The 22,806-nt window shown below is 59.4% G+C and carries 19 protein-coding genes; 9 read left to right on the top strand and 10 right to left on the bottom strand.

Features of this window, described 5'->3' with window-relative positions; all coding sequences use genetic code 11:
* The 4 genes from PROAA_RS00375 to PROAA_RS00360 all read right to left on the bottom strand — a co-directional run.
* Positions 1 to 3,258, bottom strand: a 3,258-nt coding sequence (locus PROAA_RS00375; RefSeq protein WP_186409402.1) for a DUF7379 domain-containing protein, incomplete at its 3' end; no start/stop codon positions are given.
* A gap of 157 nt (positions 3,259 to 3,415) precedes the next feature.
* Positions 3,416 to 3,628, bottom strand: a complete 213-nt coding sequence (locus PROAA_RS00370; protein WP_186409401.1) for a type II toxin-antitoxin system HicB family antitoxin — start codon at positions 3,626 to 3,628, stop codon at positions 3,416 to 3,418.
* A gap of 7 nt (positions 3,629 to 3,635) precedes the next feature.
* Positions 3,636 to 3,824 carry a type II toxin-antitoxin system HicA family toxin gene (locus PROAA_RS00365; RefSeq protein ID WP_186409400.1) on the bottom strand — a complete coding sequence of 63 codons (189 nt, stop codon included), beginning with the start codon at positions 3,822 to 3,824 and terminating at the stop codon, positions 3,636 to 3,638.
* Positions 3,825 to 3,931: 107 nt separating this feature from the next.
* Complete coding sequence (locus PROAA_RS00360) at positions 3,932 to 4,675, bottom strand: HNH endonuclease (RefSeq protein ID WP_186409399.1); 744 nt, start codon at positions 4,673 to 4,675, stop codon at positions 3,932 to 3,934.
* Between the two features lie 413 nt (positions 4,676 to 5,088).
* On the opposite strand from PROAA_RS00360, the gene PROAA_RS00355 reads away from it, so the two are divergent.
* From PROAA_RS00355 to glmM, 9 genes are all read left to right on the top strand, one after another.
* Complete coding sequence (locus PROAA_RS00355) at positions 5,089 to 6,915, top strand: NAD(P)H-dependent oxidoreductase subunit E (RefSeq protein WP_186409398.1); 1,827 nt, start codon at positions 5,089 to 5,091, stop codon at positions 6,913 to 6,915.
* Entirely contained in the window at positions 6,912 to 7,649 is a 738-nt protein-coding gene (locus tag PROAA_RS00350; protein WP_186409397.1) for a 2Fe-2S iron-sulfur cluster-binding protein, read from the top strand. Before PROAA_RS00355 ends, PROAA_RS00350 begins: the two co-directional genes overlap by 4 nt.
* A complete protein-coding gene (locus PROAA_RS00345; protein ID WP_186409396.1) occupies positions 7,642 to 8,196 on the top strand; it encodes an NADH-quinone oxidoreductase subunit B family protein in 555 nt (184 codons plus the stop codon). Before PROAA_RS00350 ends, PROAA_RS00345 begins: the two co-directional genes overlap by 8 nt.
* 24 nt (positions 8,197 to 8,220) lie before the next feature.
* A complete protein-coding gene (locus tag PROAA_RS00340) occupies positions 8,221 to 9,702 on the top strand; it encodes a Ni/Fe hydrogenase subunit alpha (RefSeq protein ID WP_186409395.1) in 1,482 nt (493 codons plus the stop codon).
* A 5-nt stretch (positions 9,703 to 9,707) separates the two neighbouring features.
* Positions 9,708 to 10,232, top strand: a complete 525-nt coding sequence (locus tag PROAA_RS00335) for a hydrogenase maturation protease (RefSeq protein ID WP_186409394.1) — start codon at positions 9,708 to 9,710, stop codon at positions 10,230 to 10,232.
* A 158-nt stretch (positions 10,233 to 10,390) separates the two neighbouring features.
* Positions 10,391 to 12,487 carry a YgiQ family radical SAM protein gene (locus PROAA_RS00330; protein WP_222102031.1) on the top strand — a complete coding sequence of 699 codons (2,097 nt, stop codon included), beginning with the start codon at positions 10,391 to 10,393 and terminating at the stop codon, positions 12,485 to 12,487.
* A 122-nt stretch (positions 12,488 to 12,609) separates the two neighbouring features.
* Entirely contained in the window at positions 12,610 to 14,454 is a 1,845-nt protein-coding gene (typA, locus tag PROAA_RS00325; RefSeq protein ID WP_186409392.1) for a translational GTPase TypA, read from the top strand.
* Between the two features lie 313 nt (positions 14,455 to 14,767).
* Positions 14,768 to 17,521, top strand: coding sequence for a mechanosensitive ion channel domain-containing protein (locus PROAA_RS00320; RefSeq protein WP_186409391.1), 2,754 nt, complete (start codon positions 14,768 to 14,770; stop codon positions 17,519 to 17,521).
* 156 nt (positions 17,522 to 17,677) lie between these two features.
* A complete protein-coding gene (glmM, locus tag PROAA_RS00315) occupies positions 17,678 to 19,045 on the top strand; it encodes a phosphoglucosamine mutase (protein WP_186409390.1) in 1,368 nt (455 codons plus the stop codon).
* Positions 19,046 to 19,414: 369 nt separating this feature from the next.
* Here the strand turns inward: glmM and PROAA_RS00310 are convergent, their stop codons facing one another.
* The 6 genes from PROAA_RS00310 to PROAA_RS18805 all read right to left on the bottom strand — a co-directional run bounded on the left by PROAA_RS00310 (position 19,415) and on the right by PROAA_RS18805 (position 22,653).
* On the bottom strand, positions 19,415 to 19,702 hold the full coding sequence (locus tag PROAA_RS00310; protein WP_186409389.1) for an encapsulin-associated ferritin-like protein: 288 nt from the start codon (positions 19,700 to 19,702) through the stop codon (positions 19,415 to 19,417).
* A gap of 141 nt (positions 19,703 to 19,843) precedes the next feature.
* A complete protein-coding gene (locus tag PROAA_RS00305) occupies positions 19,844 to 20,500 on the bottom strand; it encodes a polysaccharide deacetylase family protein (RefSeq protein WP_186409388.1) in 657 nt (218 codons plus the stop codon).
* Positions 20,501 to 20,564: 64 nt separating this feature from the next.
* Positions 20,565 to 20,993: a pyrimidine dimer DNA glycosylase/endonuclease V gene (locus tag PROAA_RS00300; RefSeq protein WP_186409387.1), complete on the bottom strand. Its 429-nt coding sequence runs from the start codon at positions 20,991 to 20,993 to the stop codon at positions 20,565 to 20,567.
* A 95-nt stretch (positions 20,994 to 21,088) separates the two neighbouring features.
* Positions 21,089 to 21,529, bottom strand: coding sequence for an SRPBCC family protein (locus PROAA_RS00295; protein WP_245664099.1), 441 nt, complete (start codon positions 21,527 to 21,529; stop codon positions 21,089 to 21,091).
* A gap of 86 nt (positions 21,530 to 21,615) precedes the next feature.
* Positions 21,616 to 22,245 carry a DNA-3-methyladenine glycosylase I gene (locus PROAA_RS00290; protein WP_186409386.1) on the bottom strand — a complete coding sequence of 210 codons (630 nt, stop codon included), beginning with the start codon at positions 22,243 to 22,245 and terminating at the stop codon, positions 21,616 to 21,618.
* Between the two features lie 120 nt (positions 22,246 to 22,365).
* Complete coding sequence (locus PROAA_RS18805; RefSeq protein WP_222102030.1) at positions 22,366 to 22,653, bottom strand: hypothetical protein; 288 nt, start codon at positions 22,651 to 22,653, stop codon at positions 22,366 to 22,368.
* Positions 22,654 to 22,806: the final 153 nt, after the last annotated feature.

The following is a 22,806-nucleotide window of genomic DNA, read 5'->3' as shown; positions in this document are numbered from 1 at the left end:
GCGTGCACTCAACTGACCATTGAATTTTCCAAGACCGACGATCACCGCCCCGAGCCGGCTGCCACGGGCGCCTTCCTCGCGGCTCGGCGGGCGCAGAATGATTGCCGAGGTGCCGATGTCGGCCGCGTACACCCCAAGACGTTCGCGTTCGGCGAGTGCGCCGTCGAGCATCTCGTCGAGCGAGGCCTCGGCACCGGAAATCGGGTCGCCGATATAGTGGCCACACAGGACAGGTTGGTCGAGGAAGCGCAGATCGCCGGCACGCACCGACACCTTGAAGGTTGATTTCGCGCGCGAGGTCTTGCGTCGACGCGGTCCGCTACCCTGGAAGGCACGCGCCAGCTCATCCTCTCCGGCGATTATCGGCGGTGGCGCCTCGAGGATGAAATTGCCCGCCGTTTCGCCGCGCTGACGCGGCAGCCGGTTCAGCTTTTCGGTCGTTCCCTTTTCGAGCAGGTCGACGATGGCCGGGAAATAGTCCGCTTCGCCGGTCAGGTCGCCGTGCTCGACGGGCATGTACCAGCAGCGGGTGTCTGGATCGAGATTGTCCAGCCGGCCCGAAGCCCAGGTTACCGAGCCATCGCCGTCGGCAGTGAACAGCAGCTTGAGCCGGCCATCGGCGGCGCGTTGGATGCCGCAAGGGGTCTTGTCGCTCTGCCCGAAGACATAGCCGGCGCGCTCCGGGTTGGGGATTTCATTGTCCGGCAGCACCGTGTTCCAGAAATTTTCGCTGTCAGCCAGCAGAGGTTCGGAGGGGATGCCGCAAATCTGGTCGTCATACCAGCGGTCGGTGTTCGCGTCCTTGAGTTGCTGCCACGTCGCGCTGCTGTAGTACGCGCCGGTTGCAATGCGCGCCTCATTGCCGGTATCGGCGAAGCCCGGCCGAGGCAGCAGCGCCAGCGCTCCGGGGAAGCCGCTGATGATGTCGAGCAGGCTTTGCAGGTCATGCTTGATGTCGATCTTCTCCAGCATGCGCATGGAGCTGGTTTTGCCGAGCAGCGTGTGCACCATCAAGTGTGCGCCGTTGTTCGGAGTGCCGAGCATGATCAGGCGGCCGCCGGAATTCATCACCGTCTGCCACGCGGCGTTGTGTTTCTTGATCAAAGTGCGCGCCACCAGCCCGCCCATGCTGTGCGCCAGCAGGCGGATCGGCTGACCGGGGTTCTCCGTCGCAGCCAGTTCGATTCTCTTCTTCAGTTCCTCGGCGCATCTCTCCAGCGGCTGGCGCCAGTCGTAGGGGCAGCGGATGACGGTATGGGTTTCAGCGAGATGGTCGGCCAGATCGCCGTAGAACATCTCGAACAGATCCTCAACCGCTGCTTGCTTCGCGTCAGAATCGCCAATGCTTTCCAGCTCGCCCAGCGACAGGCTGGGGATGTCGAACCAGATGCGATTGCCGCTGCCGGGTTGGTTCGGTTTCTTGCGGTCGATCTCGATATGCGAACCCATGATGCCGGGGATCAGAATCACCACCGGGCGAGTAGGGTCCGCTCCGCTCACCGGGCCGCCGCGAAGGGCACGCCGGGCCTCACGGTCACGCCACGGGGTTTTCGAGCCTTCGGTGAGTGCTTGGAACTGAGTCAAGCGGCCCGGATCCTCATCCGCCAGCCAGCCGCGCAGGGCGTCGCGCGTCGGCGGGTTGCGGAAATAGCGGAAGTGGGTCACCGAGGAATCCTGATCGTAGAGGTAGCTGGCGCCGGGGCGGAACCCCAGTCCGGCGTACATCGAATCGGTGTCCACCACCAGGTCGTTATCATTGCGGTCGAACAGCCGCCAGTCGCAGAACAGATTGGCAACGCGCCGGCGCAGGTTGGACAGGCCGAAGCCATCGAACTCGGTATCGCCGGCGATGACGGCCATCGCGATGCCGTCACGACGGTGCGTGTCCGGATGTGCGAGGAAGGCGACCAAAGGCGAATCAATGCACATGGCGGCGATGCCGGGCACCAGACGCGCGTCGATGCGCCGGCCGGCAATTTCCAGCAACAGCCGCTTGACGACGCCCAGGGAACTGGATGCGCCCTTGCCGAAGGCCTGACCGGCGACCGGGCCGCCCAGGGCCGACGCCGCGACACCGACCAGGGCGCCACCGCCCCATTGCAGCAGGTTGAGGAAGTCCGACAAGGCGGCGTCCAGATTTTCCGAAAGAAAGCGCGTTCCGCGGGCCGGGCTGGCCACGCGTACATAGCGCTCGACGGTGACCTTGCCGGCCAGCAGCGTGTTGCGGATGCGGCGCAACCGGACGCGTTCCTCCTGCGCCTCACGTTCGAGTCCGGCCGGATCGTCCGCGCCGCGGGTGTCGATGCTGTAAGCGTCGATCACCCGGTCCGCAATCTGGCCCAGGCACAGCAGATCGCCAACCAGACCGCCGCGCGAATGCGTGAGCAGGCTGACCTTCGCGCCCGTGGGCAACGCTTCGAGCAGCGCCAGGGCATTTTCACTTGGGCTCTCGGAAAAAGTGCGGTGCTCGAAACCGAAAATGCCGCCGGGAAAACGCTGCCTGAGCTGGCTCCACGTCGTTTCGTCTTCACGCAAGTCGGAAAAGCCGCCCACGGTGTAGGAGCCGGTACCATGGATCAGCACCAGCATCGGCTTGCCTTGCGCCGCATCGGCCAGTCGCGGGTCGCCTGCTTCGCAACGGTCGCCGGGGGCCAGCAGCTTGTCGTGCCAAAGGTAGAGGCCGGGCCGCCCGGCCAGATGCGATTCGATCCGCCACATCAGCGCCTTGGCGCCGAGTACGGAACCCCATTCATACGCCTTGGCCTCGACCTGCTCGCCGAGCTTTTCCTTCGCCCAGTCCAGCGCCAGATCTTTCGCTTCGTCGAACAGGCCGTCGGCCGGCAGGCGCAGCACCGAAGCCAGCTTCCACAGCACATCGCCGATACCGCGCGCACGCGCATTGGGATCGTGGAAGCGGGCAAAGTCCACCTGGCCATCGACCACCGCCTCCGGTTGCAGTCGCGCAATGGTTTCGGCCAGCGTGTCGGAACGGATGAACAGCGTCGTGCCGTCTTCGGTTTCAACCGCCAGCAGATCCGGCTGTGCGGTGTCCAGCGTTTCGGCCTTACCTGCCGGTTCGCCACGGGTAGGCGCACCCAGGGTATAGACCTTCTCCACCACCAGCCCGGCCAGCAGCGGATCGACCTCGCTGACGCCCGAGCGCGTTGTCGCATGCAGGATGCCGGGCAGCGGCAGATCGGTGCCGGTCTTGACTTCACCTGAGATCAGCCTGAGGGGTTTTGCGGGGATGTGCTTCATGGTCGAACTCCCGAGTGAAGTGGAAGTGCCAATGCCTCAGAACGACCCTTGAACAAAGTTAAACCTGAGCGAAAATGGCTGGGCTTCGAAAGCGGTCGTTTGGCATGATGGTCACAGGCGGAGCGTCGCAGGCGCGGCGACCGAGTTGGCCGTTATGTCAGGCTGCGATATCGACGTACTCGACCTGGCTCGACGGTAAGGGGATCAGGTTTCCGTCTTCGCGCAAACCCTCGATATGAAACTCGATGGCTTCACGAATTTCTGTCTCGACCTGCCGAATGCTTGCGCCTGTGGCGACGCATCCCGGCAAATCGGGGACATAGGCAGAGTAATTTGATTCAGATTTTTCAATTACGATAGCGTAACGCATAGTGGCCTCACTTCTTCAAACCTGACTGCTTCATGATGCTGTTCAGGGTGCCCGGAGCAACATCATCGCTTGGCTTGCCCGGCACCGTAACCCGACCGGGCTTCAAGGGATGTTTGTATTGCCGGTGGCTGCCTCGTGTCGCTACCAGATACCAGCCATCAGCTTGAAGCATACGCAGAATTTCACTGATTTTCATCTGTGAAGAATATCAGCTTGCCCTTTTGCGAACAATTCTCCAAAACCAGCGATCGAAGGGAGCGAGGTCGATTGCCATCATAGGTTACCGAATTTGGGCGAGGCCGGTCACTTTGAGCGCTCCAGCTCTGCATTCCAGCCCACAAAAAGCGGGTGATCTTGGTCTCGGAGGGCATGCTCAGCGTCGGCATCGGAGACTCCAAGGGATAGAAGGTACTCACGCGGATGGTGATGCCATCGAGCGACATCGAATCTAAAGTCGAAGAGCTGAACTTCGGCTTTCAATAAGCAGTCTAGTTTCGCAAGCTGTTCATGTGAGTAGAAGCTACGCGGATGGGATTCGCTTTTCGATAGGTTACAACGCGAGCAAAGAACGACGATATTTCCGGGAACCAAGCGTCCGCCCAAGTATTGGGGTATGTGGTGGTCTAACTCGAGAGCCTCTGGAGATTTGCAGCGGTAGCAGCGATTGTCAAACAGCGCCCAAAGTTTTGTTCTACGTACTTCCGCGATTACGAGGAAACGGAACGGGCGGAAGAGGGCCAGTTTTTCAGCCTTTCGTTGTTGCTGAGCTTTTTCGGTAGGCATGGGGTTTGGCCGTTCCGGGAAGGTCGGCATCGTTGCAGGTAGGGGCTTCCGAGACGGAAGCCCAAAATACTGCCATACGTCTTCAATGATTTTTCCTGAGACAAAATCAACGGCCTTCTCTATTCGACTCAGCGAGAACGATCGCTTCTCACCTCGAAGGTGACAGTGTGCGTGGATCATGTTTGGAGGCTCGACTTCCGGGTTCGAGATTACGCGCTCGGATACTTCGTCTTCGCCACTCCGGTATCGGATGCGCAGGATCATGGATCAGGCAACCTAACGAACAGCGTCTATCCAGCGACGCAAGAAAGAAAGATGAGAACGCGTAATCATATCGGCGACCAAACCTTGTTGGACTGAACTGCCGGCATGGCGGTGACAACGGGGATTGTAAGCCGGGGACTGGGGCAGTCAAGCGTTTGGCATGAAGCTTGGTGACGAGCGGGCCGGAGCACCGCTTCCGAACGAGACGAGTTTCACTGAATCGCGGGCGCCGAACCCGGGGCGCTCGACTGAGCGGAGAAACTGAGCCCGCAACTGCGCCTCTCGGATATCCTTCGGAAGACCGGTCGGGAAACGGTTTTGCTGTAGAATTTTCCGCTACGGTCATCGAATTCCACGCCTGTGTTAGATGGCCGCATGTAGCATGTACCGAGCGAATTACCGGGGGCCTGTCGATGGGTGGTTCAAGTCACTGCGATTATCTCGATCCGATCCTGAACCGTTATCGGCATCGGCAGGATTGTCTGCTGCAAATGCTGCGCGAAGGGCAAGAGCAGTTCGGCTATGTGCACCCCGATGCGATCGATTACTTGAGCGAAAAACTCAAATTGCCGCGTGCCCGCGTCGAGGGCGTGGCGAGCTTCTATTCCTTCCTGCATTTGCAGCCTTGCGGCAAGTACCGGGTGTTGTTCTCCGACAATATCACCGACCGCATGCTGGGCAATCAAACGCTGCTGGAGCGCATGTGCCGCAATTTGTGGGTCGAGCGCGGCAAGGTTTCCGAGGACGGTCTGGTCAGTATCGATTACACGTCGTGCACCGGCATGTGCGATCAGGGGCCGGCCGTTCTGGTCAATGGGCAGGCGCTGACCGGCATGACGACGGAACGGATCGACCGCATCTGCGAACTGATCCGGGCAAACGTGCCGCTTGCCGAATGGCCGCAGGCGTACTTTGCCGTTGCCGACAACATTCGCCGCCGCGATGTGCTTCTCTCCGGCGACTGGACGGCAGGCGAGGCGATCCGGGCGGCGGTCGCGCGTGGCGCCGAGGCCATGCTGGCCGAATTGAAGCTCTCCAATCTGCGCGGGCGCGGTGGTGCCGGTTTTACGACCCACATCAAATGGGAGTGGGCGCGCGAGGCGCCCTGTCATGCCGGGAAGCCGGCACGCTATATCGTCTGCAATGCCGACGAAGGCGAACCGGGAACCTTCAAGGACCGCGTCCTGTTGAACAGTTATGCGGATCTGGTATTTGACGGCATGACCGTTGCCGGCTTCACCGTTGGCGCGGCCACGGGGCTGGTCTATCTGCGCGGCGAATATCACTATCTCCTGCCGGCCTTGCTGGCCAATCTCGAACAGCGCCGCCGCAACGGCCTGCTTGGTTCCTCGGTTTGTTCGCAGCCGGGCTTCGACTTCGACATCGAGATTCATCTGGGCGCCGGCGCGTACGTCTGTGGCGAGGAATCGGCTCTGCTCGAATCGCTGGAAGGCAAGCGTGGCATACCGCGCAATCGACCGCCGTATCCGGTGACCGAGGGCTACCTCGGCCAGCCGACCGTGGTGAACAACGTCGAAACCCTGTGCAAGGCGGCGCTCATTGCGCTTCGGGGAGGCGCCTGGTTTTCCGGCCTGGGCACCAAGCAATCGACCGGCACCAAGCTGCTGTCGATTTCGGGCGATGTCGAGAATCCGGGGATTTACGAGTATCCGTTCGGTATTTCCGTGGATCAAGTACTCAACGATTGCGGTGCGGGCAACGCGCAGGCGATACAGGTCAGCGGCGCATCAGGGGTCTGTCTGGCGATGCACGAGTTCTCGCGTCGCATTGCGTTTGAAGACGTACCCACTGCCGGCGCGTTCATGGTTTTCGGCGCGCATCGCGACATGTTCGAAGTGGCCCGCAATTTTGCCCACTTCTTTGCCCACGAGAGCTGCGGCTTCTGCACGCCTTGCCGGGTCGGTACGACGCTGGTGGTCAACTGCATGGACAAGATCGCCAACGGGCATGGCACGCAGTTCGAGATCAACGAGATTTTCAAGATTCACCGCCTGCTGCATGTGGCGAGCCATTGCGGGCTGGGGCAGACGGCGTGCAATTCGATTTTCGACACCCTGCAGAAGTTTCGCCCGGCCTACGAGCGACGCCTGCGCTCGCTCGATTTCGAGCCGGCCTTTGACCTGGATCAGGCGCTTGCCGCTGCCCGCCAGATGACCGGGCGCGACGATCCGGGCGCACACTTCGGCCTGCAGGCCGGTCCAATAGGGGAACAGGCATGAAGCAGGCGACGATAATGCTCGACGGGATGCCCGTGCCCTTTGCCGAAGGCCAGACGATCATGGATGCGGCCATGGCGGCTGATGTTTTCATCCCGCATTTGTGTCACCACCCGGAATTCAAGCCGCAGGGCAGTTGCAAGCTGTGTACCGTCAAGGCCAACGGCCGCTACGTCTCGTCGTGCACGATGTTCGCCAAGGACGGCATGGAAGTCGAAAACAATACGCCGGACTTGAACGACAAGCGGCGCACCTTGTTGCAGATGCTGTTTGTCGAGGGCAATCATTTCTGCCCCTCCTGCGAGAAGAGCGGCAACTGCATGCTGCAGGCACTGGCCTACGAGCTGGAGATGTTGACGCCGCATTTTGACCAGTTCTACCCGGATCGACCGCTCGACGCCTCACACCCGGACATGCTCCTCGATTTCAACCGCTGCATTCTGTGCGAATTGTGCGTGCGCGCCAGTCGCGACGTTGACGGCAAGAGTGTCTTTGCGCTCGCCGGACGCGGGATTACCAAGCATCTGATTGTCAATTCCAGGTCCGGGCGGCTGGCCGATACCGATTTTTCGCGGCTCGACCGCGCGGCGCATGTGTGTCCGGTCGGCGTCATACTCGAGAAACGCCAAGGATTTGCCGTGCCGATCGGCAAACGGCTCTACGACGCGAATCCCATCGGCCAGCAGATGGAGCGCTTGGCGGAGCGTACGGCAAGAGTGGAGGGCGGCGATGACTGAAGTCGTGGAGAAGCGAAAGGTCCGGTTGGCCACCACGTCGCTGGCGGGCTGCTTCGGCTGCCACATGTCGTTTCTCGACATTGACGAGCGCCTGTTCGAACTCATCGAGCACGTTGAATTCGACCGTTCTCCACTGACCGATATCAAGCATTGCGGTACGTGCGACATCGGCTTGATCGAAGGTGGCGTATGCAATGCCGAGAATGTCCATGTCCTGCGCGAATTCCGCAGCAACTGCAAGGTGCTGATCGCCCTCGGCGCCTGTGCGGTGAATGGCGGCCTGCCTGCGCAACGCAATCATCTCGATCTCGGTCAATGCCTTCAGGAGGTCTACCTTACCGGTTCGGGCCTGGTGAACGGGCAGGTGCCCAACGACCCGGAGTTGCCCTTGCCGCTCGACAAGGTGCGCCCGATCCACGAAATCGTCCGCATCGACTACTTCATCCCCGGTTGTCCGCCGTCGGGCGATGCGATCTGGAAATTTCTGACCGATCTGCTCGAAGGCCGCACGCCGCGCCTCGGCCACCCGATGCTGCATTTCGATTGATCCGCCTATGGCTATGGAATCATCATGAGCTTTGAACTGGAAACCGCTGCGGCCGGCACGGGCACCTTGCGTCGGGTCGCCATCGACCCGGTATCGCGCGTCGAAGGGCACGGCAAGGTGACGCTGTTGCTCGATGATAACGATATCGTGCAGCAAGTCCGTCTGCATATCGTCGAATTTCGCGGTTTTGAAAAATTCATCCAGGGCCGTCCCTACTGGGAAGTGCCGGTGATGGTGCAGCGCCTGTGCGGTATCTGCCCGGTGTCACACCATCTGGCGGCGTCCAAGGCGCTCGATCATGTCGTCGGTGCGCCGCGGCTGACGCCGTCGGCCGATAAGCTGCGCCGGCTGATGCATTACGGCCAGATTCTGCAGTCGCACGCGTTGCACTTCTTCCACCTCTCATCGCCCGATCTGCTCTTCGGTTTCGAAAGCGAAGTCGGCAAGCGCAACATCGTCGGCGTCGCCGCGGCCTATCCCGAAGTGGCGAAGCAGGGCGTGCTGTTGCGCAAGTTCGGCCAGGAAGTCATACGCCTGACTGCCGGCAAACGCATCCACGGCACCGGAGCCGTTCCCGGTGGCGTCAATCGGGCGCTCTCCTGGGAAGAGCGCGACGGCCTGCTGGCCGACGCTGACCAGATTATCGCCTGGAGCCGAGACGCAGTGCAGCTGGTCGGGCGGCTGCATGCCGCCGACCCGGTTCTGTACGACGAATTTGGCAGTTTCCGTTCGAACATTCTTTCGATCGTCGGTGTCAAGGGCGAGCTCGACTTTTACGATGGCAGCTTGCGCGTGCGCGATGCCGACGGCCAGATCATCGTCGATGGCGTTGGCGTGCAGGACTACCAGCAGTTGATCAGCGAAGAGGTCAAACCCTGGAGCTACATGAAGTTTCCCTTCCTGACCGCGCTTGGCCCCGAAACAGGCTGGTACAAGGTCGGCCCGCTGGCGCGCGTGCAAAACTGCGATTTCATCCCGTCGCCGCTGGCCGAGGCCGAACGCCGCGTGTTCGTCGATTACGGCAAGGGCGGTCTGGTCCACGCGCCGCTGGCCTACCACTGGGCGCGCATGATCGAAATGCTTCACGCCGCCGAGACGATCAAGGATTTGCTCAACGATGACGACATTTCGGGAACCGACCTGATGGCCTCCGGCCCGCACCGGCGCGAAGGCATCGGGGTCATCGAGGCGCCGCGAGGGACGCTGCTCCACCACTACCAGGTCAATGACGACGATCTGGTGACCATGTGCAATTTGATCGTGTCGACCACGCACAACAATCAGCCGATGAACGAGGCGGTCCGACGCGTCGCCAAGCGCTATTTGAGCGGCCGCAAGCTGACCGAAGGCCTGCTCAACCATATCGAAGTGGCGATTCGCGCTTTCGATCCGTGCCTTTCCTGCGCAACGCATGCGCTCGGCAAGATGCCGCTGCAGGTGACGCTGCTTGACGCCGATGGACGCGAGATCGACCGCCGCTGCACTTCGGCCGACGGCGGGTATTGAGACCATTGACGTCAAAACCTGTTCTGCTCCTGGCTTTGGGTAACGAAAGCCGTGGCGACGATGCCCTGGGGCCCTTGCTGGCCCGCCGCCTGCATGCCTGGCTGACGAGCACTGGCAGGGACAGCGCGGTCGAAATCATCGAGGAATTCCAGCTTCAGATCGAGCACACGCTGGACCTCAAGGGCCGCGACCTGGTTTTGTTCGTCGATGCCGGCGAGGGAACCCGGCCGCCTTTTGATTTTTTCGCGGCCAGGGCGGGGGCCACAGTGGGCTACACCACCCATGCTGTCGCGCCGGAAGCCTTGCTCGGTTTGTATGCCCGGGTGCATGCGGCTGCTCCGCCACCCGCCTTCATCCTGTGTCTCGCCGGGGAAGGTTTTGAACTGGGCGAGCCGCTGTCGGCTACGGCGGCAACGCATCTGGAAGCCGGTTTCACTTTTTGCCAGCGCCTGTTTGACTCGCCGTCATTGCCGTCCTGGCAGGCGTCATGCAATGAACCAATCCATGTCGGCCGCACTCCCATAGCCTGAAATCGCGGTATTTACCGTGTTTTACACACTCGCAGTCGCTGTAGAATGCGCCCTCTATGAATTCCTCCAGGACGGACGCGCCGGTCGGCGTCCCGAAACCCCTTTTTTCGTACCGCAAGTACTGGGCCAAACGCTTTGGCATCGCGCCCTTCTTGCCGATGACGCGCGCCGAGATGGACGAGCTCGGCTGGGATTCCTGCGACATCATCCTGGTGACCGGCGACGCTTACGTCGATCATCCGAGTTTCGGCATGGCGCTGGTCGGCCGTCTCCTTGAGGCACAGGGTTTTCGCGTCGGTATCATCAGCCAGCCCGACTGGCTGTCGGCCGGCGCGTTCAGGGCCCTAGGCAAGCCCAATCTGTTCTTTGGCGTGACCGCCGGCAATATGGATTCGATGGTCAATCGCTACACCTCGGATCGGAAAATCCGCTCGGACGATGCCTATACGCCGCACGCCGAAGCCGACAAGCGGCCGGATCGGGCCGTCGTGGTCTATGCGCAGCGCTGTCGCGAGGCCTATCGCGAAGCCAACGTGGTGATCGGTTCGATTGAAGCCAGCTTGCGCCGCATTGCGCACTACGACTACTGGTCGGACAAGGTGCGGCGATCGGTCCTCCCGGATTCAAAAGCCGATATGCTCGTTTTCGGCAGCGCCGAGCGCGCCATCGTGGCGCTGGCGCACCGGTTGGCCGCGGGCGAATCGATCGCCGAAATTCGCGATTTGCGCGGCACAGCCTTTATGGTTCCGCGCGGCTGGCTGCCTGCTGGCGATTGGTCGGAGATCGATTCAAGCGAAGTCGATACGCCCGGACTGTTGATTCGCCATGCCGACCCCTATGCGTTCGAGCCCGACAAGGGCAGCGAAGCAATTTGTGCCTCGAAAACAGAGGTAGCAACAGCGCCAACAGCCAAAGTAGTTCAATTTCATTCGCATACCCGGATGCCCAAACTGGACCGGACCCGAACGGCGATACGTCTGCCGTCCTATGAGCAGGTGGTGAACGATCCGGTCCTGTATGCGCACGCCTCGCGAACCTTCCACATCGAATCGAATCCGGGCAACGCCCGCGCCCTGATTCAGGGTCACGGCGAACGCGACGTCTGGCTCAATCCGCCGCCGTTGCCGCTGACCACCGCGGAGATGGACGAGGTCTTTGCCTCTCCGTTCCAGCGCAAACCGCATCCTTCCTATGGCGACGCCAAGATACCGGCGTTCGACATGATCCGTTTTTCGATCAACATCATGCGCGGCTGCTTCGGCGGGTGTACCTTTTGTTCAATTACCGAACACGAAGGCCGCATCATCCAGAGCCGTTCCGAGGCGTCGATACTGCGCGAGATCGAGGATATCCGGGACAAGGCGCCGGGGTTTACGGGAACCATTTCCGATCTGGGCGGACCGACGGCCAATATGTACCGTCTGGCGTGCAAGGACCCGAAGATCGAGTCCTCATGCCGCCTCCTGTCCTGCGTATTCCCAGGCATTTGCGACAACCTGAATACCGACCACGCGCCGCTTATTCAGCTTTATCGCAAAGCGCGGGCGATCAAGGGGGTGAAGCGGGTTCTGGTCAGTTCGGGTCTGCGTTACGACCTCGCCCTGCGCTCGCCGGACTACGTGAAGGAACTGGTTACGCATCATGTGGGCGGCTATCTGAAGATCGCCCCGGAGCATACCGAGGACGGGCCGCTGGCACACATGATGAAGCCGGGCATCGGCACGTATGACCAGTTCAAGCTGTTGTTCGACAAATATTCGAAGGAGGCAGGCAAGGAACAGTACCTGATTCCGTACTTCATCGCCGCGCATCCGGGCACAACCGACAAGGACATGCTCAATCTGGCCTTGTGGCTCAAGGAGCGCAATTTCCGTCTCGATCAGGTGCAAACCTTCCTGCCGACGCCGATGGCTATCGCCACGGCGATGTATCACACGCAGCACAATCCGCTGAAGAAAATCACGCGTGATACGCAGAGTGCGGAGACGGTCGAAACCGTTCGCGCCAGCCGCATGCGCAAACTGCACAAGGCCTTTCTGCGCTATCACGATCCCGAAAACTGGCCCTTGCTGCGCGATGCACTGCGACAGATGGGTCGTGCGGACCTGATCGGCAGCGGCAAGAAACACCTGATCCCGAGTTTTCAACCGGTGGGCACAGGATTGAGGCATCAGGAAACGGGTACGCTTGCAAAAACCGGAAATCGAAAAATGCGAACCACCAAGCCCCCAAGAACACCAAGATGCACCAAGTAGGATAAAGAATCTATTTTCTTGGTGGAACTTTGTGTTCTTGGTGTCTTGGTGGTGGAGTTTTGGTCCTTCTTCCAAAGCATCTGTGCTAGAATCAGCCCCTTTTTTCAAAGCGTTAGCCCCTTATGTCCCGTTCCGTCCGTAACATCGCCATCATTGCCCACGTTGACCACGGCAAGACGACTCTCGTCGACAAGCTGCTGCATCAGGCAGGAAGTTTTTCAGCCCACCAGCACATCGCCGAACGCGTGATGGATTCGAACGATCTGGAAAAAGAGCGGGGAATCACGATCCTGGCCAAGAATCTGGCCGTCGACTATCAGGGCGTGCATATCAATATCGTCGATACGCCAGGACACGCGGACTTCGGCGGCGAGGTCGAGCGCGTGCTGTCGATGGTCGATGGTGTGCTGCTGTTGGTCGACGCCGTCGAAGGGCCGATGCCGCAGACGCGCTTCGTGACCAAGAAGGCGCTGGCGCTGGGCCTGAAGCCGATCGTCGTGGTCAACAAGGTCGACCGTGATGGTGCGCGTCCGGACTGGGTGGTCGATCACACCTTCGACCTTTTCGATAAGCTCGGCGCATCCAATGAGCAGATGGATTTCCCGGTGATATACGCTTCGGCGCTGAATGGTTACGCGACGCTCGATCTGGCCAAACCCTCACTCGACATGCGGCCGATGTTCGATGCAATCCTCGAACATGTTCCGCCGCCGCACGCCGACGAGATCGACGGCCCGCTGCAACTGCAGGTTTCCGCACTCGATTACTCGTCCTACGTTGGCCGCATCGGCATCGGCCGCATTCAGCGCGGTCGCCTGAAGCCGGCGCAGCAGATCACCGTGATGTACGGCCAGGCCGACGCCGACGGCAAGTTCGAACATGGCCTGCCGAAAACGGCCAAGGTCAATCAGGTCTTCGGGTTTCGCGGTATCGAACGGGTTTCGCTGGACGAAGCGGTGGCCGGCGATATCGTCCTGGTGACAGGCATAGACGACCTCTCGATCGGCTGCACGATCACCGATAACGACAAGCCCGAAGCCTTGCCGATGCTGAGGATCGACGAGCCGACGCTGAACATGACCTTCATGGTCAACAACTCGCCCTATGCCGGCACCGAAGGCAAGTTTGTGACCAGTCGCCAGATCCGCGAGCGCCTGACCAAGGAGCTGCTGACCAACATGGCGCTGCGCGTTGAGGATACCAAGGACACCGATTCCTTCCTGGTCTCCGGTCGCGGTGAACTGCATTTGACCATTCTGCTTGAAACGATGCGCCGCGAAGGTTTCGAGCTGGCGGTCGGTCGCCCGAAGGTGATCTATAAAGTAATTGACGGCGTTGAATGCGAACCCTACGAGATGCTCACGCTGGATGTCGAGGAGGCGCACCAAGGCGGCATCATGGAAGCGCTCGGCTACCGCAAGGGCGATTTGCAGGACATGGTTTCCGATGGCCGTGGTCGCGTCCGTCTCGAATACCGGGTGCCGGCACGCGGCTTGATCGGTTTTCAGGGCGAGTGCATGAACCTGACGCGCGGAACCGGACTGATGAGCCATGTATTCGACGATTACGCACCGGTCAAGGGTGATATTCCCGGCCGTCGTAACGGCGTGCTTATTTCGGCAGAAAAAGGCGAAGCTGTGGCTTATGCGCTATGGAAGTTGCAGGATCGGGGGCGCATGTTCACCGTGCCGGGTGACCGCCTGTACGAAGGCATGATCATCGGGATTCACTCGCGCGAGAACGATCTGGTGGTCAATCCGATCAAGGGCAAACAACTGACCAACGTTCGATCCTCCGGCACCGACGAGGCCGTGCGTCTGGTACCTCCGGTGGAGTTGACGCTTGAAAGCGCCGTCGAATTCATCGACGATGACGAACTCGTTGAAATCACGCCCAAGTGCATCCGCCTTCGTAAACGTCACCTCATCGAGCACGAACGCAAACGCGCCCTGCGCGCCGAAGGGTAAGTCAGCCTCAGTGGTGGCCCGGACGCTCGCACGGGACTCCGCGTAGTTCTCAGGAGGTCATCCGCTTCACGCCGCGCCGGCATGTCGGCATGACGTTTGGCGTTGACCGGGGTTGAAGGGTCGCGGATACTCCGGGCTGATCGTACGATTTGCCTGTCTTCCACGTTTTGCATTTAGCTGTGGGGAGCTACGCGTAAAGTATGCAGATGAAAGCGGATTTTCAGGGGCTGATCGATGCTCAGTGGCTCGACGCCAGGCCCGGCGAAGTATCCATGAGCGCGCTTGCGGACATGACCGAGGCGATCCGCTGATCATGTGTTTTCCGTTTTCCTCGGTTCAAAGACCGTGCATCGTCGGTCGCTCCGCACTCACTACCCTCCTGTTTGTATTGTCTTTCCTGGTTCTTGGCGGCCTCGTCCATGCGCAGCCTGTGGGGCAGTCTGAGGTACAGACCATCGACCCAGAGGAGCGGATCGCAACAAACAATGCCTACTTGCTGCGCAGGATCGCCGAGCGCGAGGCATTGCTCGACGAAGCGCGCAGCGAGCTTGCGTATTTTCATCAGCGCAAGCAGATACTCGAAAAAGGTTTGGAAAGGATCGAGCAGCGGGCGCAGGTCAAGGTCTTGGGCCGCGAGTTTGTTCAAGCGGCACTTGAAGAGTTGCGTCACCTTCCAAAGCCCGCACATTACAAGTTGACGCGTCAGGCACGCGACCGTGCACTGGCGACAACGAGCGATGAAATCCTGCGTTACGAACGTGAGCTGGACGACCTGAGCGATAGGGAGGAGTCACCAGCGCGCTATTATCCGGCGCAGCGGTCTTCGAGCCGGGTCGCTGAGCGTACGAAAATCGATTCAAGCACCCGCGCAACCATGACCGAGCAGCGACGATTGCTGGCGCAGTTAATAGAAATTGATGGCGCCTTGCTCAAGACGCTGTTGGAGTCGAAAAAAACGGAACGCGAGCTCATGCAGGTGAGTGAGGCAGCACACACTCTGTTGTCAAAAATGTTGTTCTGGGTGCCTGCGCAGTTCAGCGCACAAACATTTGTGGAGCTGCGCTCGGCCGGCGCGTGGACCGTTTCGTGGGAAAACTGGCGAGGCGCGCTGACCAATCTCTTGGTGGAAGTATCCGCCGAACTGGTCTGGCCAGTGTTTCTAGGATTCTGCGTGCTTCTCCTCCTCGTTACCCGCTCCCGCCTGAAGCGTATCCTGGCTGCATTGGCGCCATCCTCGGGACGTTATCGACCGTATCGAATTGGCCATACGGTGGCCGCGCTCTTGATCACCCTTGCCCTGGCACTACCGGGACCGGTCGTGTTCTGGGCGATCTCTCTCCTGCTCGGTATGGCCGACGAATCGCAGATATTCTCGCATGCGTTGGCCGCAGCATTGGCGGCAGCAGCAAAACTATTGCTGGCGACTTCAGTTTTTGCACGCCTCATTGATCAGAATGGCGTGGCGGTTGCCCATTTTGGCTGGGATGAACCCTCTTTGAATTTCTCGGCGCGTGCGCTGCGTAGGTTCTCTGTGGTCTTCGTGCTGCTGATCTTTCTTGCCAGCCTGAATGGCCTCGACTATGCCCCGTATGCCAACCGCGAGAGCCTTGGTTTTCTTGCCTTCATTTTAGCTATGCTGGCGCTGGCCGGTTTTTTTGCGTACCTGTTCAAGACAAGCAGCCCTCCCGTGAGACGGTTGATTATCTATCAGCCACACAGCTGGATGCTGCGTTTTCATAAGCTGTGGTATTTCGTCTTGATTGCCGTGCCGTTGTCGGTAGCGGGACTGGCGCTCGCCGGATACTACGCGGCAGCGGGTTATTTCTTCAGCCGTGTGTTGTACTCGGCGTTTTTTGTGATTGGAGCAATAACACTCTATGGCCTGATCGCCCTATGGGTCCAGACTGAGCACGCGCGACTGGAGCGGCTGCAGCGCGAGGAAAAAGCCAAATCGGAGGGAGAGGTCGAAGCCGAGGCGGAGGCGGAAGAAGATGGCGAGGTGGCGATTGTCGTTCCCCATCTGGATGTTGCGACGATTGGCGAGCAAACGCGTTCTTTGCTGGACTTCTTCATCACCCTGTTTTTGCTCGGCGGCCTCTGGAGCGTATGGAAAGGCGCTTTGCCTGTGCTGTCGGTGATTGGCGACTACTCGCTATGGACATCGAGGACGATTGCTGATGGGAAAGAGGTGGTTTTCAGCCTTTCGGTGGGCCATGTCTTTCTGGCGCTCCTCGTTGCTTCGATAACTACCGTTGCGGTTCGCAATGTGGGTGCGCTGCTTGATATAGTTTTGCTGAAGCGACTTGAAATGCGTGCCGATGCAACCTACGCGATAAAGGTCGTTACCCGCTACGCACTCACCGCGATAGGGGTTGCCGCCGCGTCACGCGTACTCGACATTGGCTGGAACAACCTGCAGTGGCTGGTTGCCGCTCTGAGTGTTGGCCTGGGTTTTGGCTTGCAGGAAATCTTCGCCAATTTCGTTTCCGGCCTCATTGTCCTGGCTGAGCGCCCGATACGTATCGGCGACGTGGTCACCGTGGGCGATGTGACCGGAACTGTGGCCCGGATTCGTGCCCGGGCGACGGCTGTCATCGATTTTGACAACAAGGAAGTTATCATTCCGAACAAGGCATTCATCACGGATCGCGTGATCAATTGGACCTTGTCGACAGGAACAACGCGGCTATTGATCAAGGTTGGCGTCGCTTACGGGTGCGATACTGCGCTCGTCCAGAAATTGCTGCTTGAGGTTGTGCAGGCCAATGACGACGTGCTCGAACAACCTTCGCCTTCGGTCTACTTCATCGATTTTGGTGATAGCTCGCTGAACTTCGAGATTCGAGCGTTTGTCGATGCCTTCGACAAACGACTGCGTGTGCAGCACGAGATCAACACCGCAATTGATGGAGTTCTCCGTGAGCATGGGATCGAAATCCCCTTCCCGCAGCGTGATCTGCATATTCGTTCGGCAGAAGGTCTGGCTGGCCTGCCCGTTAGTCCCACAGCAAAGACGGAAACCCTCGCAAGTCAAACTGCTGCGAATAGCGCCCAAGCGAGCGTTTGACCGTATGTGGCTTGCGACTGTTTGCGACGCTGGCATGCATGCGTTCACTTTGCCCGTGGCTTTTCGGTAGGCCAACAGCCATAGGTTTCAGTACAATGCCAGATTTTCGCGCCTTGCCGTTCAGGTGCGGCCAGGAGTAGACAAGGGAGCAGGTGAATGACAAGAAGATTTTTTGGCACTGATGGTATTCGCGGTCTGGTTGGGCAGTCTCCGATTACACCGGATTTCGTAATGCGCCTCGGCTACGCGGCCGGCAAGGTACTCATCGAAGACCCCGCGGCACGGGGTCACCTCCAGTCAGGCGATCGTCCGGCCGTGTTGATCGGGAAGGACACCCGGATTTCGGGATACATGCTGGAAGCTTCGCTGGAAGCCGGGTTCTCTGCTGCCGGGGTCGACGTCTGTCTGGTCGGGCCGATACCAACGCCCGCTGTGGCTTATCTGACGAGAGCCTTGCGCTTGCAGGCCGGGATAGTCATTTCAGCGTCGCACAATCCGTTCTACGACAATGGTATCAAGTTCTTTTCAGCTCAAGGCACCAAGCTGGAGGACGCCCTGGAGGCCAAAATCGAAGCCGGCATCGAGTCGCCTCTGGTTTGCGTCCCATCGGCAGAGCTGGGTCGTGCTCGCCGGATAGACGATGCGGGTGGACGCTACATCGAGTTCTGCAAGAGTACTTTTCCGAATGCTCTTGACCTGCGAGGATTGAAAATCGTCGTCGATTGCGCACACGGCGCAGCCTACAACATTGCACCGCATGTCTTTCACGAGTTGGGGGCCGAGGTGATCGCGATAGGCGCCGAACCGAATGGCCTGAATATCAACAAGGATGTTGGGGCAACGGCGACCGGTGCCTTGAGCAAGGCGGTTTTGGCGCACCAGGCCGATCTGGGCATTGCGCTCGATGGCGATGCGGATCGCGTGATGATGGTGGATGCAACAGGCATCGTGTATGACGGTGATCAACTGCTCCTGGCGGTCGTGCGTAGCCGTCTGCGGCAGGGGCCAATGGCCGGTGTGGTCGGGACGCTGATGACCAATCTGGCCTTTGAGCACGCCCTCGAAGGATTGAACGTGCCTTTTGCGCGTGCGGCTGTCGGTGACCGGTACGTGCTGGAAATGCTGAACGAAAAAGGTTGGTTGTTCGGCGGCGAGAATTCGGGCCACATCCTGTGTCTCGACAAACATACCACCGGCGACGGAATCGTATCGGCCTTGCAGGTGCTTTCGGCGCTGTGCGAGGAGGGCGGTGATCTGGCGGGCTTGCTTGGTCGGCTGGTGCTGTATCCGCAAGTGTTGATCAATGTGCCACTGGTCAAGGGTTTCCCATGGAAGGATCACCCGTTGATTGCCTCGGTGCTGCGGGAAGTTGAATCGTCGCTGGAAGGTGAGGGCAGGGTCCTGCTGCGCGCCTCGGGAACCGAGCCGCTGCTGCGGGTCATGGTCGAAGGCCAGAATGCGGAGAAGGTGCAGGGGGCGGCAGAAAAACTCGCGGCAGCCGTGCGTGAGGCTGTTTCGGCCTAATCCTGCTTGGACGAAAATTCCCGCCACTGTGCGGGGTTCTTGAGGTGGCAAGAGCTACGAGGCAGATTAGCTGAGCGCGCTGGCGACGCCTCCTCCCCGCCGGTGGTCGCCACCCAGGGGCAGTGTTTCCCCCGCAGGGCGCAAATCGCGCACGGCCTCAAGGAAGGCGCGGCCAGCGCGGGAACGCTGCGGATAAGGATGCGCGTGGATGATCAGAATCATCGGCGAAGAATGTCGCACTATCCCGAGAATCGGCTATCTGGACAACGCCGACCATCCACCGCCCACGGTTGGCTGGTCGCCTGAACGGCGCTGCAGAAAGCCTGCAACGGCAAAGCTGCGCCGTTGCGCAGACCTATCCGAATATTGCTATTTGTGCGCGATGGGTTTTTCTGTAAAGAGATAGTCTTTCAACTCTTTGGAAAACGTTTGATCCTTGCGGCGAATCCATTCCAAAACCATGGAGGCATGCTCTTTCTCTTCGTCGCGATTGTGCTCGAGTATGGCTTTGAGGTCAGGATCCGTGCAGGCGTTTGCACGCTGGTTGTACCAGTCTACCGCCTCCAGTTCCTCCATCAGTGAAACGATTGCGCGGTGCATGTCACGCGTTTCGTCGGACAGTTCTTCAACGGGTTCGTGATATCCAACACTGGCCATGAGTAGTTCCTCCGCAGTTGAAATGTGATTTCATCATACTTGAGTCCGGGTCGTCCCGTTACGCTGACTTCAGCAAGCAATTATTGTTGGACCTGCAATTGAGTTAGTGAGCTTGCAAGTGGCGCCATGCGAAAGCCAGAACTAAGGCGCCTCTGCGAACAATTCCGCGATATTCTGCCAGCAGGTCCTGGGATCATGACTCATGCGGGCTATTGCCTCATCAAAGCTGGTCCACATGGGCTCGCTGACCATCTCGTAGGAGTGGCCCCAAAAATAGAAGACGCTGCCCTCCCTGGCTTTTTCATAGCGCTCCCAGAAATCCGGCGCAAGAAAATGGCAGCAAGGATGGAAAGCCATCGCGTCTACGGGCGGGAACGGGTGCGTAACCACTTGTACCGTTCGTGCGTAGACGTGTCCGGTTTCATGTACCAAAGACATCACGGTTTCATTGTATGTGCCAAACGGATAGGCGAATCCGGTAACTGATTTGCCGAAGAATTGCTCCAGACGGTCGCGCCCTTCGGCGATCTCGCGGCGGGCAGCATCAACTGGTATTTCATCAAGATGCGGGTGTGTCAGACTGTGATTCGCGATTGAAAATCCGTCGTAGACGTCGCGCATTTCATCCATCCCGAGTTTCCATACTTCCGTGTCCTTGTAGATCCAATCCAGTCTTCGGCTTTTCTCATGGAGGCCTGCGTTGAGATTGAAAGTCGCCTTTGCGTCGTGGCGCCGGAGAATATCAAGCAGCCGGGTGTCGGTGGTCACGCCGTCATCCCAGCACTGAATCAAGGCCATGGGCTTGTCATTCATTCCAAGTCTCCACGGAAACACGATTCACACACAATGGACAAATCGGCGTTCATGGGCGTTCCCACTCAGCGACGGAGCCGGGAACACACTTGAACAGGGGATGCGGTTCGGGCCGGGTGAGGGCGACGAATTGTTCCAGCCGTGAAGGATCGCGTACGCGAAGCTTGCCGAGGAGGTGTTGCCACTCGTAGTCGAGCTGACCGCGAGTGACCGGGATGGATTCGGCACATCGTCCGGAGAGAATTTTGCTCGCGTCAAAACGGTAACCTCGCGCCGCGGCTTCCGCCTGGACAGCGTACAAGTACGTTGCGATGGTCGACATGGGCGCCGGGGTGTCGCGGAAGCGATGCAACTGAGGATGATGGGTATAACCGCGCGTTTCCCCACCGAGAACGGCTTGTGCCAGGAGTGCCTCGCGCCAGAGCGCCACAAGGCCGCGTGAGTCCAGGTAACGAGGATGTAGTGACCACAGGCGCAAGACTCTGTCCTCCAGGAGAACGACCGCTCCAGCTTGCAAGTATGCCGCGATTTTCCGGCTGCGTCATGGTCGGGAAAGGCACCAGGGAATCATGGTCAATCTGGAATCTCGGCTTCGACCAGTTTGGCCAGAAGGGCAAGCGACTCTTGCCAGCCCAGATAGCACGCTTCAGCCGGAATGACATCGGGAACCCCGTCCTGGGTGATACCAAGCTCGGTTCCACAGGATACCTTCGCAAAGGTGATCGTCGCCTGCATTGCGCCGGGCAGATTCGGGTCGTCGAATTCATCCGTGTAACGAATCTTTTCGTTTGGGAGCAGTTCGAGATATTCCCCGCCAAATGAATGACTCTTGCCCGTGCTGAAGTTCGTGAACGACATTTTGTAACTGCCGCCAGCGCGGGCGTCCATGTGGTGAACCTTGCCGGTAAATCCGTTCGGTGGAATCCATTTGACCATTGCGTCCGGATCGAGAAACGCCCGATAAACGCGCTCGGGTGCGGCCCGGAGGATACGGTGAAGGCGGATGGTGGTCATGGCGATTTCTCCTGTCAATCGATGGTGCCGGGTATGGCCCACTATAGTCGATCACGCAGATTCGTTTTCGACATCGCTCGTGCCGTTTACGTTTTCGGAATTTCGCTGGAACCAGGCCGCCTGAAACTCTTGCGCGCACGCTCGACGCTGGCCCTGATCACACAGTCCGCAACGTGATCGTTGACCAGTCCCATCGCCTGCATGAAGGCATACACCGTGGTGGGCCCGACGAATTTCCAGCCCATCTCCTTCAAGTCCTTTGACAAAGCAAGCGATTCCGGCGAGGTCGATACGGTCTGCGGTTCCGAAGCATTCTCGATGCCCGGTTCGTAACGCCAGATGAAAGCCGCCAGCGAGCCTTCCCGTTTGACCAGTTCCTGAGCCTGCCGCGCATTATTGATGACCGCCTCGATCTTGCCGCGATGGCGAACGATGCCTTCGTCCTTGAGCAGACGATCGACATCGCGCTGGGTGAAGCGGGCGATCCTGTCAAAGTCGAAATCATGGAACGCGGCGCGGAAATTCTCCCGCTTGACGAGGATGGTGCGCCAGCTCAGTCCGGATTGAAAGCTCTCCAGGCTCAATTTCTCGAACAAGCGGTGATCATCGCTGACCGGGAAGCCCCATTCGCTGTCGTGATAGTCCAGGAACTCCGGTGCGGCGCTGCACCAGCGGCAACGTGGCTTGCCGTCCGGGCCCGATATTGTCACGTTCATGTGCCGGCTGTCCTATGCAACGGTCGTCATTTCAAACGGCAACTTCTTTTCATGCAAAGCCACGAATGCGGACATCGCGTATGGCGAGGCATAGTTCGAATCCACGTACAAATGCATATGCTATCGCTCCTGGGCGGGGTGTTCGGTCATCCAGTGTCGTGCAATCTCTTCCCGCCGGCAGATCCATACCGAATCGTGGCCTTGAACGTAATCGAGAAAGCGCGCCAGCGCCATCGCGCGTGCGGGATTCCCGCTGATCCGGCCATGCAGGCCGACGCTCATCATGGCCAATCGAGTCGCACCCACACGGATTGACGCCGTTAACTCGGCCGGCAGCTTGCGTGCCGCTTGTAGCGATTGGCGCTCCGTGGGCACATTCCATGTCGGCACGGGCCATAGCGAGGCCACTTCAGATGCCAGATATACGACTGCATGCGCTTCCAAAAAAGCAAAACTATCGATCAGTTTCCTTGCGTTTTGGGGGAGTCCATATAGGAAGGGTTGGACGAAGCCGCTACGCGGAGAAAGACCACCTCGCGGCCCCACGAATTATTCTGCACG

The organism is Candidatus Propionivibrio aalborgensis (assembly GCF_900089945.1).
Classification (GTDB): domain Bacteria; phylum Pseudomonadota; class Gammaproteobacteria; order Burkholderiales; family Rhodocyclaceae; genus Propionivibrio; species Propionivibrio aalborgensis.
Note: the sequence above shows the minus strand (reverse complement) of the source record. Positions and strands in the feature narration are given on the sequence as shown.

Excerpts from the sequence above, each read along its gene's own strand:
- PROAA_RS00370 (WP_186409401.1), bottom strand. The coding sequence starts at position 3,628 with ATGCGTTACGCTATCGTAATTGAAAAATCTGAATCAAATTACTCTGCC.
- PROAA_RS00365 (WP_186409400.1), bottom strand. The coding sequence starts at position 3,824 with ATGAAAATCAGTGAAATTCTGCGTATGCTTCAAGCTGATGGCTGGTAT.
- PROAA_RS00360 (WP_186409399.1), bottom strand. The coding sequence starts at position 4,675 with ATGATCCTGCGCATCCGATACCGGAGTGGCGAAGACGAAGTATCCGAG.
- PROAA_RS00355 (WP_186409398.1), top strand. The coding sequence starts at position 5,089 with ATGGGTGGTTCAAGTCACTGCGATTATCTCGATCCGATCCTGAACCGT.
- PROAA_RS00350 (WP_186409397.1), top strand. The coding sequence starts at position 6,912 with ATGAAGCAGGCGACGATAATGCTCGACGGGATGCCCGTGCCCTTTGCC.
- PROAA_RS00345 (WP_186409396.1), top strand. The coding sequence starts at position 7,642 with ATGACTGAAGTCGTGGAGAAGCGAAAGGTCCGGTTGGCCACCACGTCG.
- PROAA_RS00340 (WP_186409395.1), top strand. The coding sequence starts at position 8,221 with ATGAGCTTTGAACTGGAAACCGCTGCGGCCGGCACGGGCACCTTGCGT.
- PROAA_RS00330 (WP_222102031.1), top strand. The coding sequence starts at position 10,391 with ATGACGCGCGCCGAGATGGACGAGCTCGGCTGGGATTCCTGCGACATC.
- typA (WP_186409392.1), top strand. The coding sequence starts at position 12,610 with ATGTCCCGTTCCGTCCGTAACATCGCCATCATTGCCCACGTTGACCAC.
- PROAA_RS00320 (WP_186409391.1), top strand. The coding sequence starts at position 14,768 with ATGTGTTTTCCGTTTTCCTCGGTTCAAAGACCGTGCATCGTCGGTCGC.
- glmM (WP_186409390.1), top strand. The coding sequence starts at position 17,678 with ATGACAAGAAGATTTTTTGGCACTGATGGTATTCGCGGTCTGGTTGGG.
- PROAA_RS00310 (WP_186409389.1), bottom strand. The coding sequence starts at position 19,702 with ATGGCCAGTGTTGGATATCACGAACCCGTTGAAGAACTGTCCGACGAA.
- PROAA_RS00305 (WP_186409388.1), bottom strand. The coding sequence starts at position 20,500 with ATGGCCTTGATTCAGTGCTGGGATGACGGCGTGACCACCGACACCCGG.
- PROAA_RS00295 (WP_245664099.1), bottom strand. The coding sequence starts at position 21,529 with ATGACCACCATCCGCCTTCACCGTATCCTCCGGGCCGCACCCGAGCGC.
- PROAA_RS00290 (WP_186409386.1), bottom strand. The coding sequence starts at position 22,245 with ATGAACGTGACAATATCGGGCCCGGACGGCAAGCCACGTTGCCGCTGG.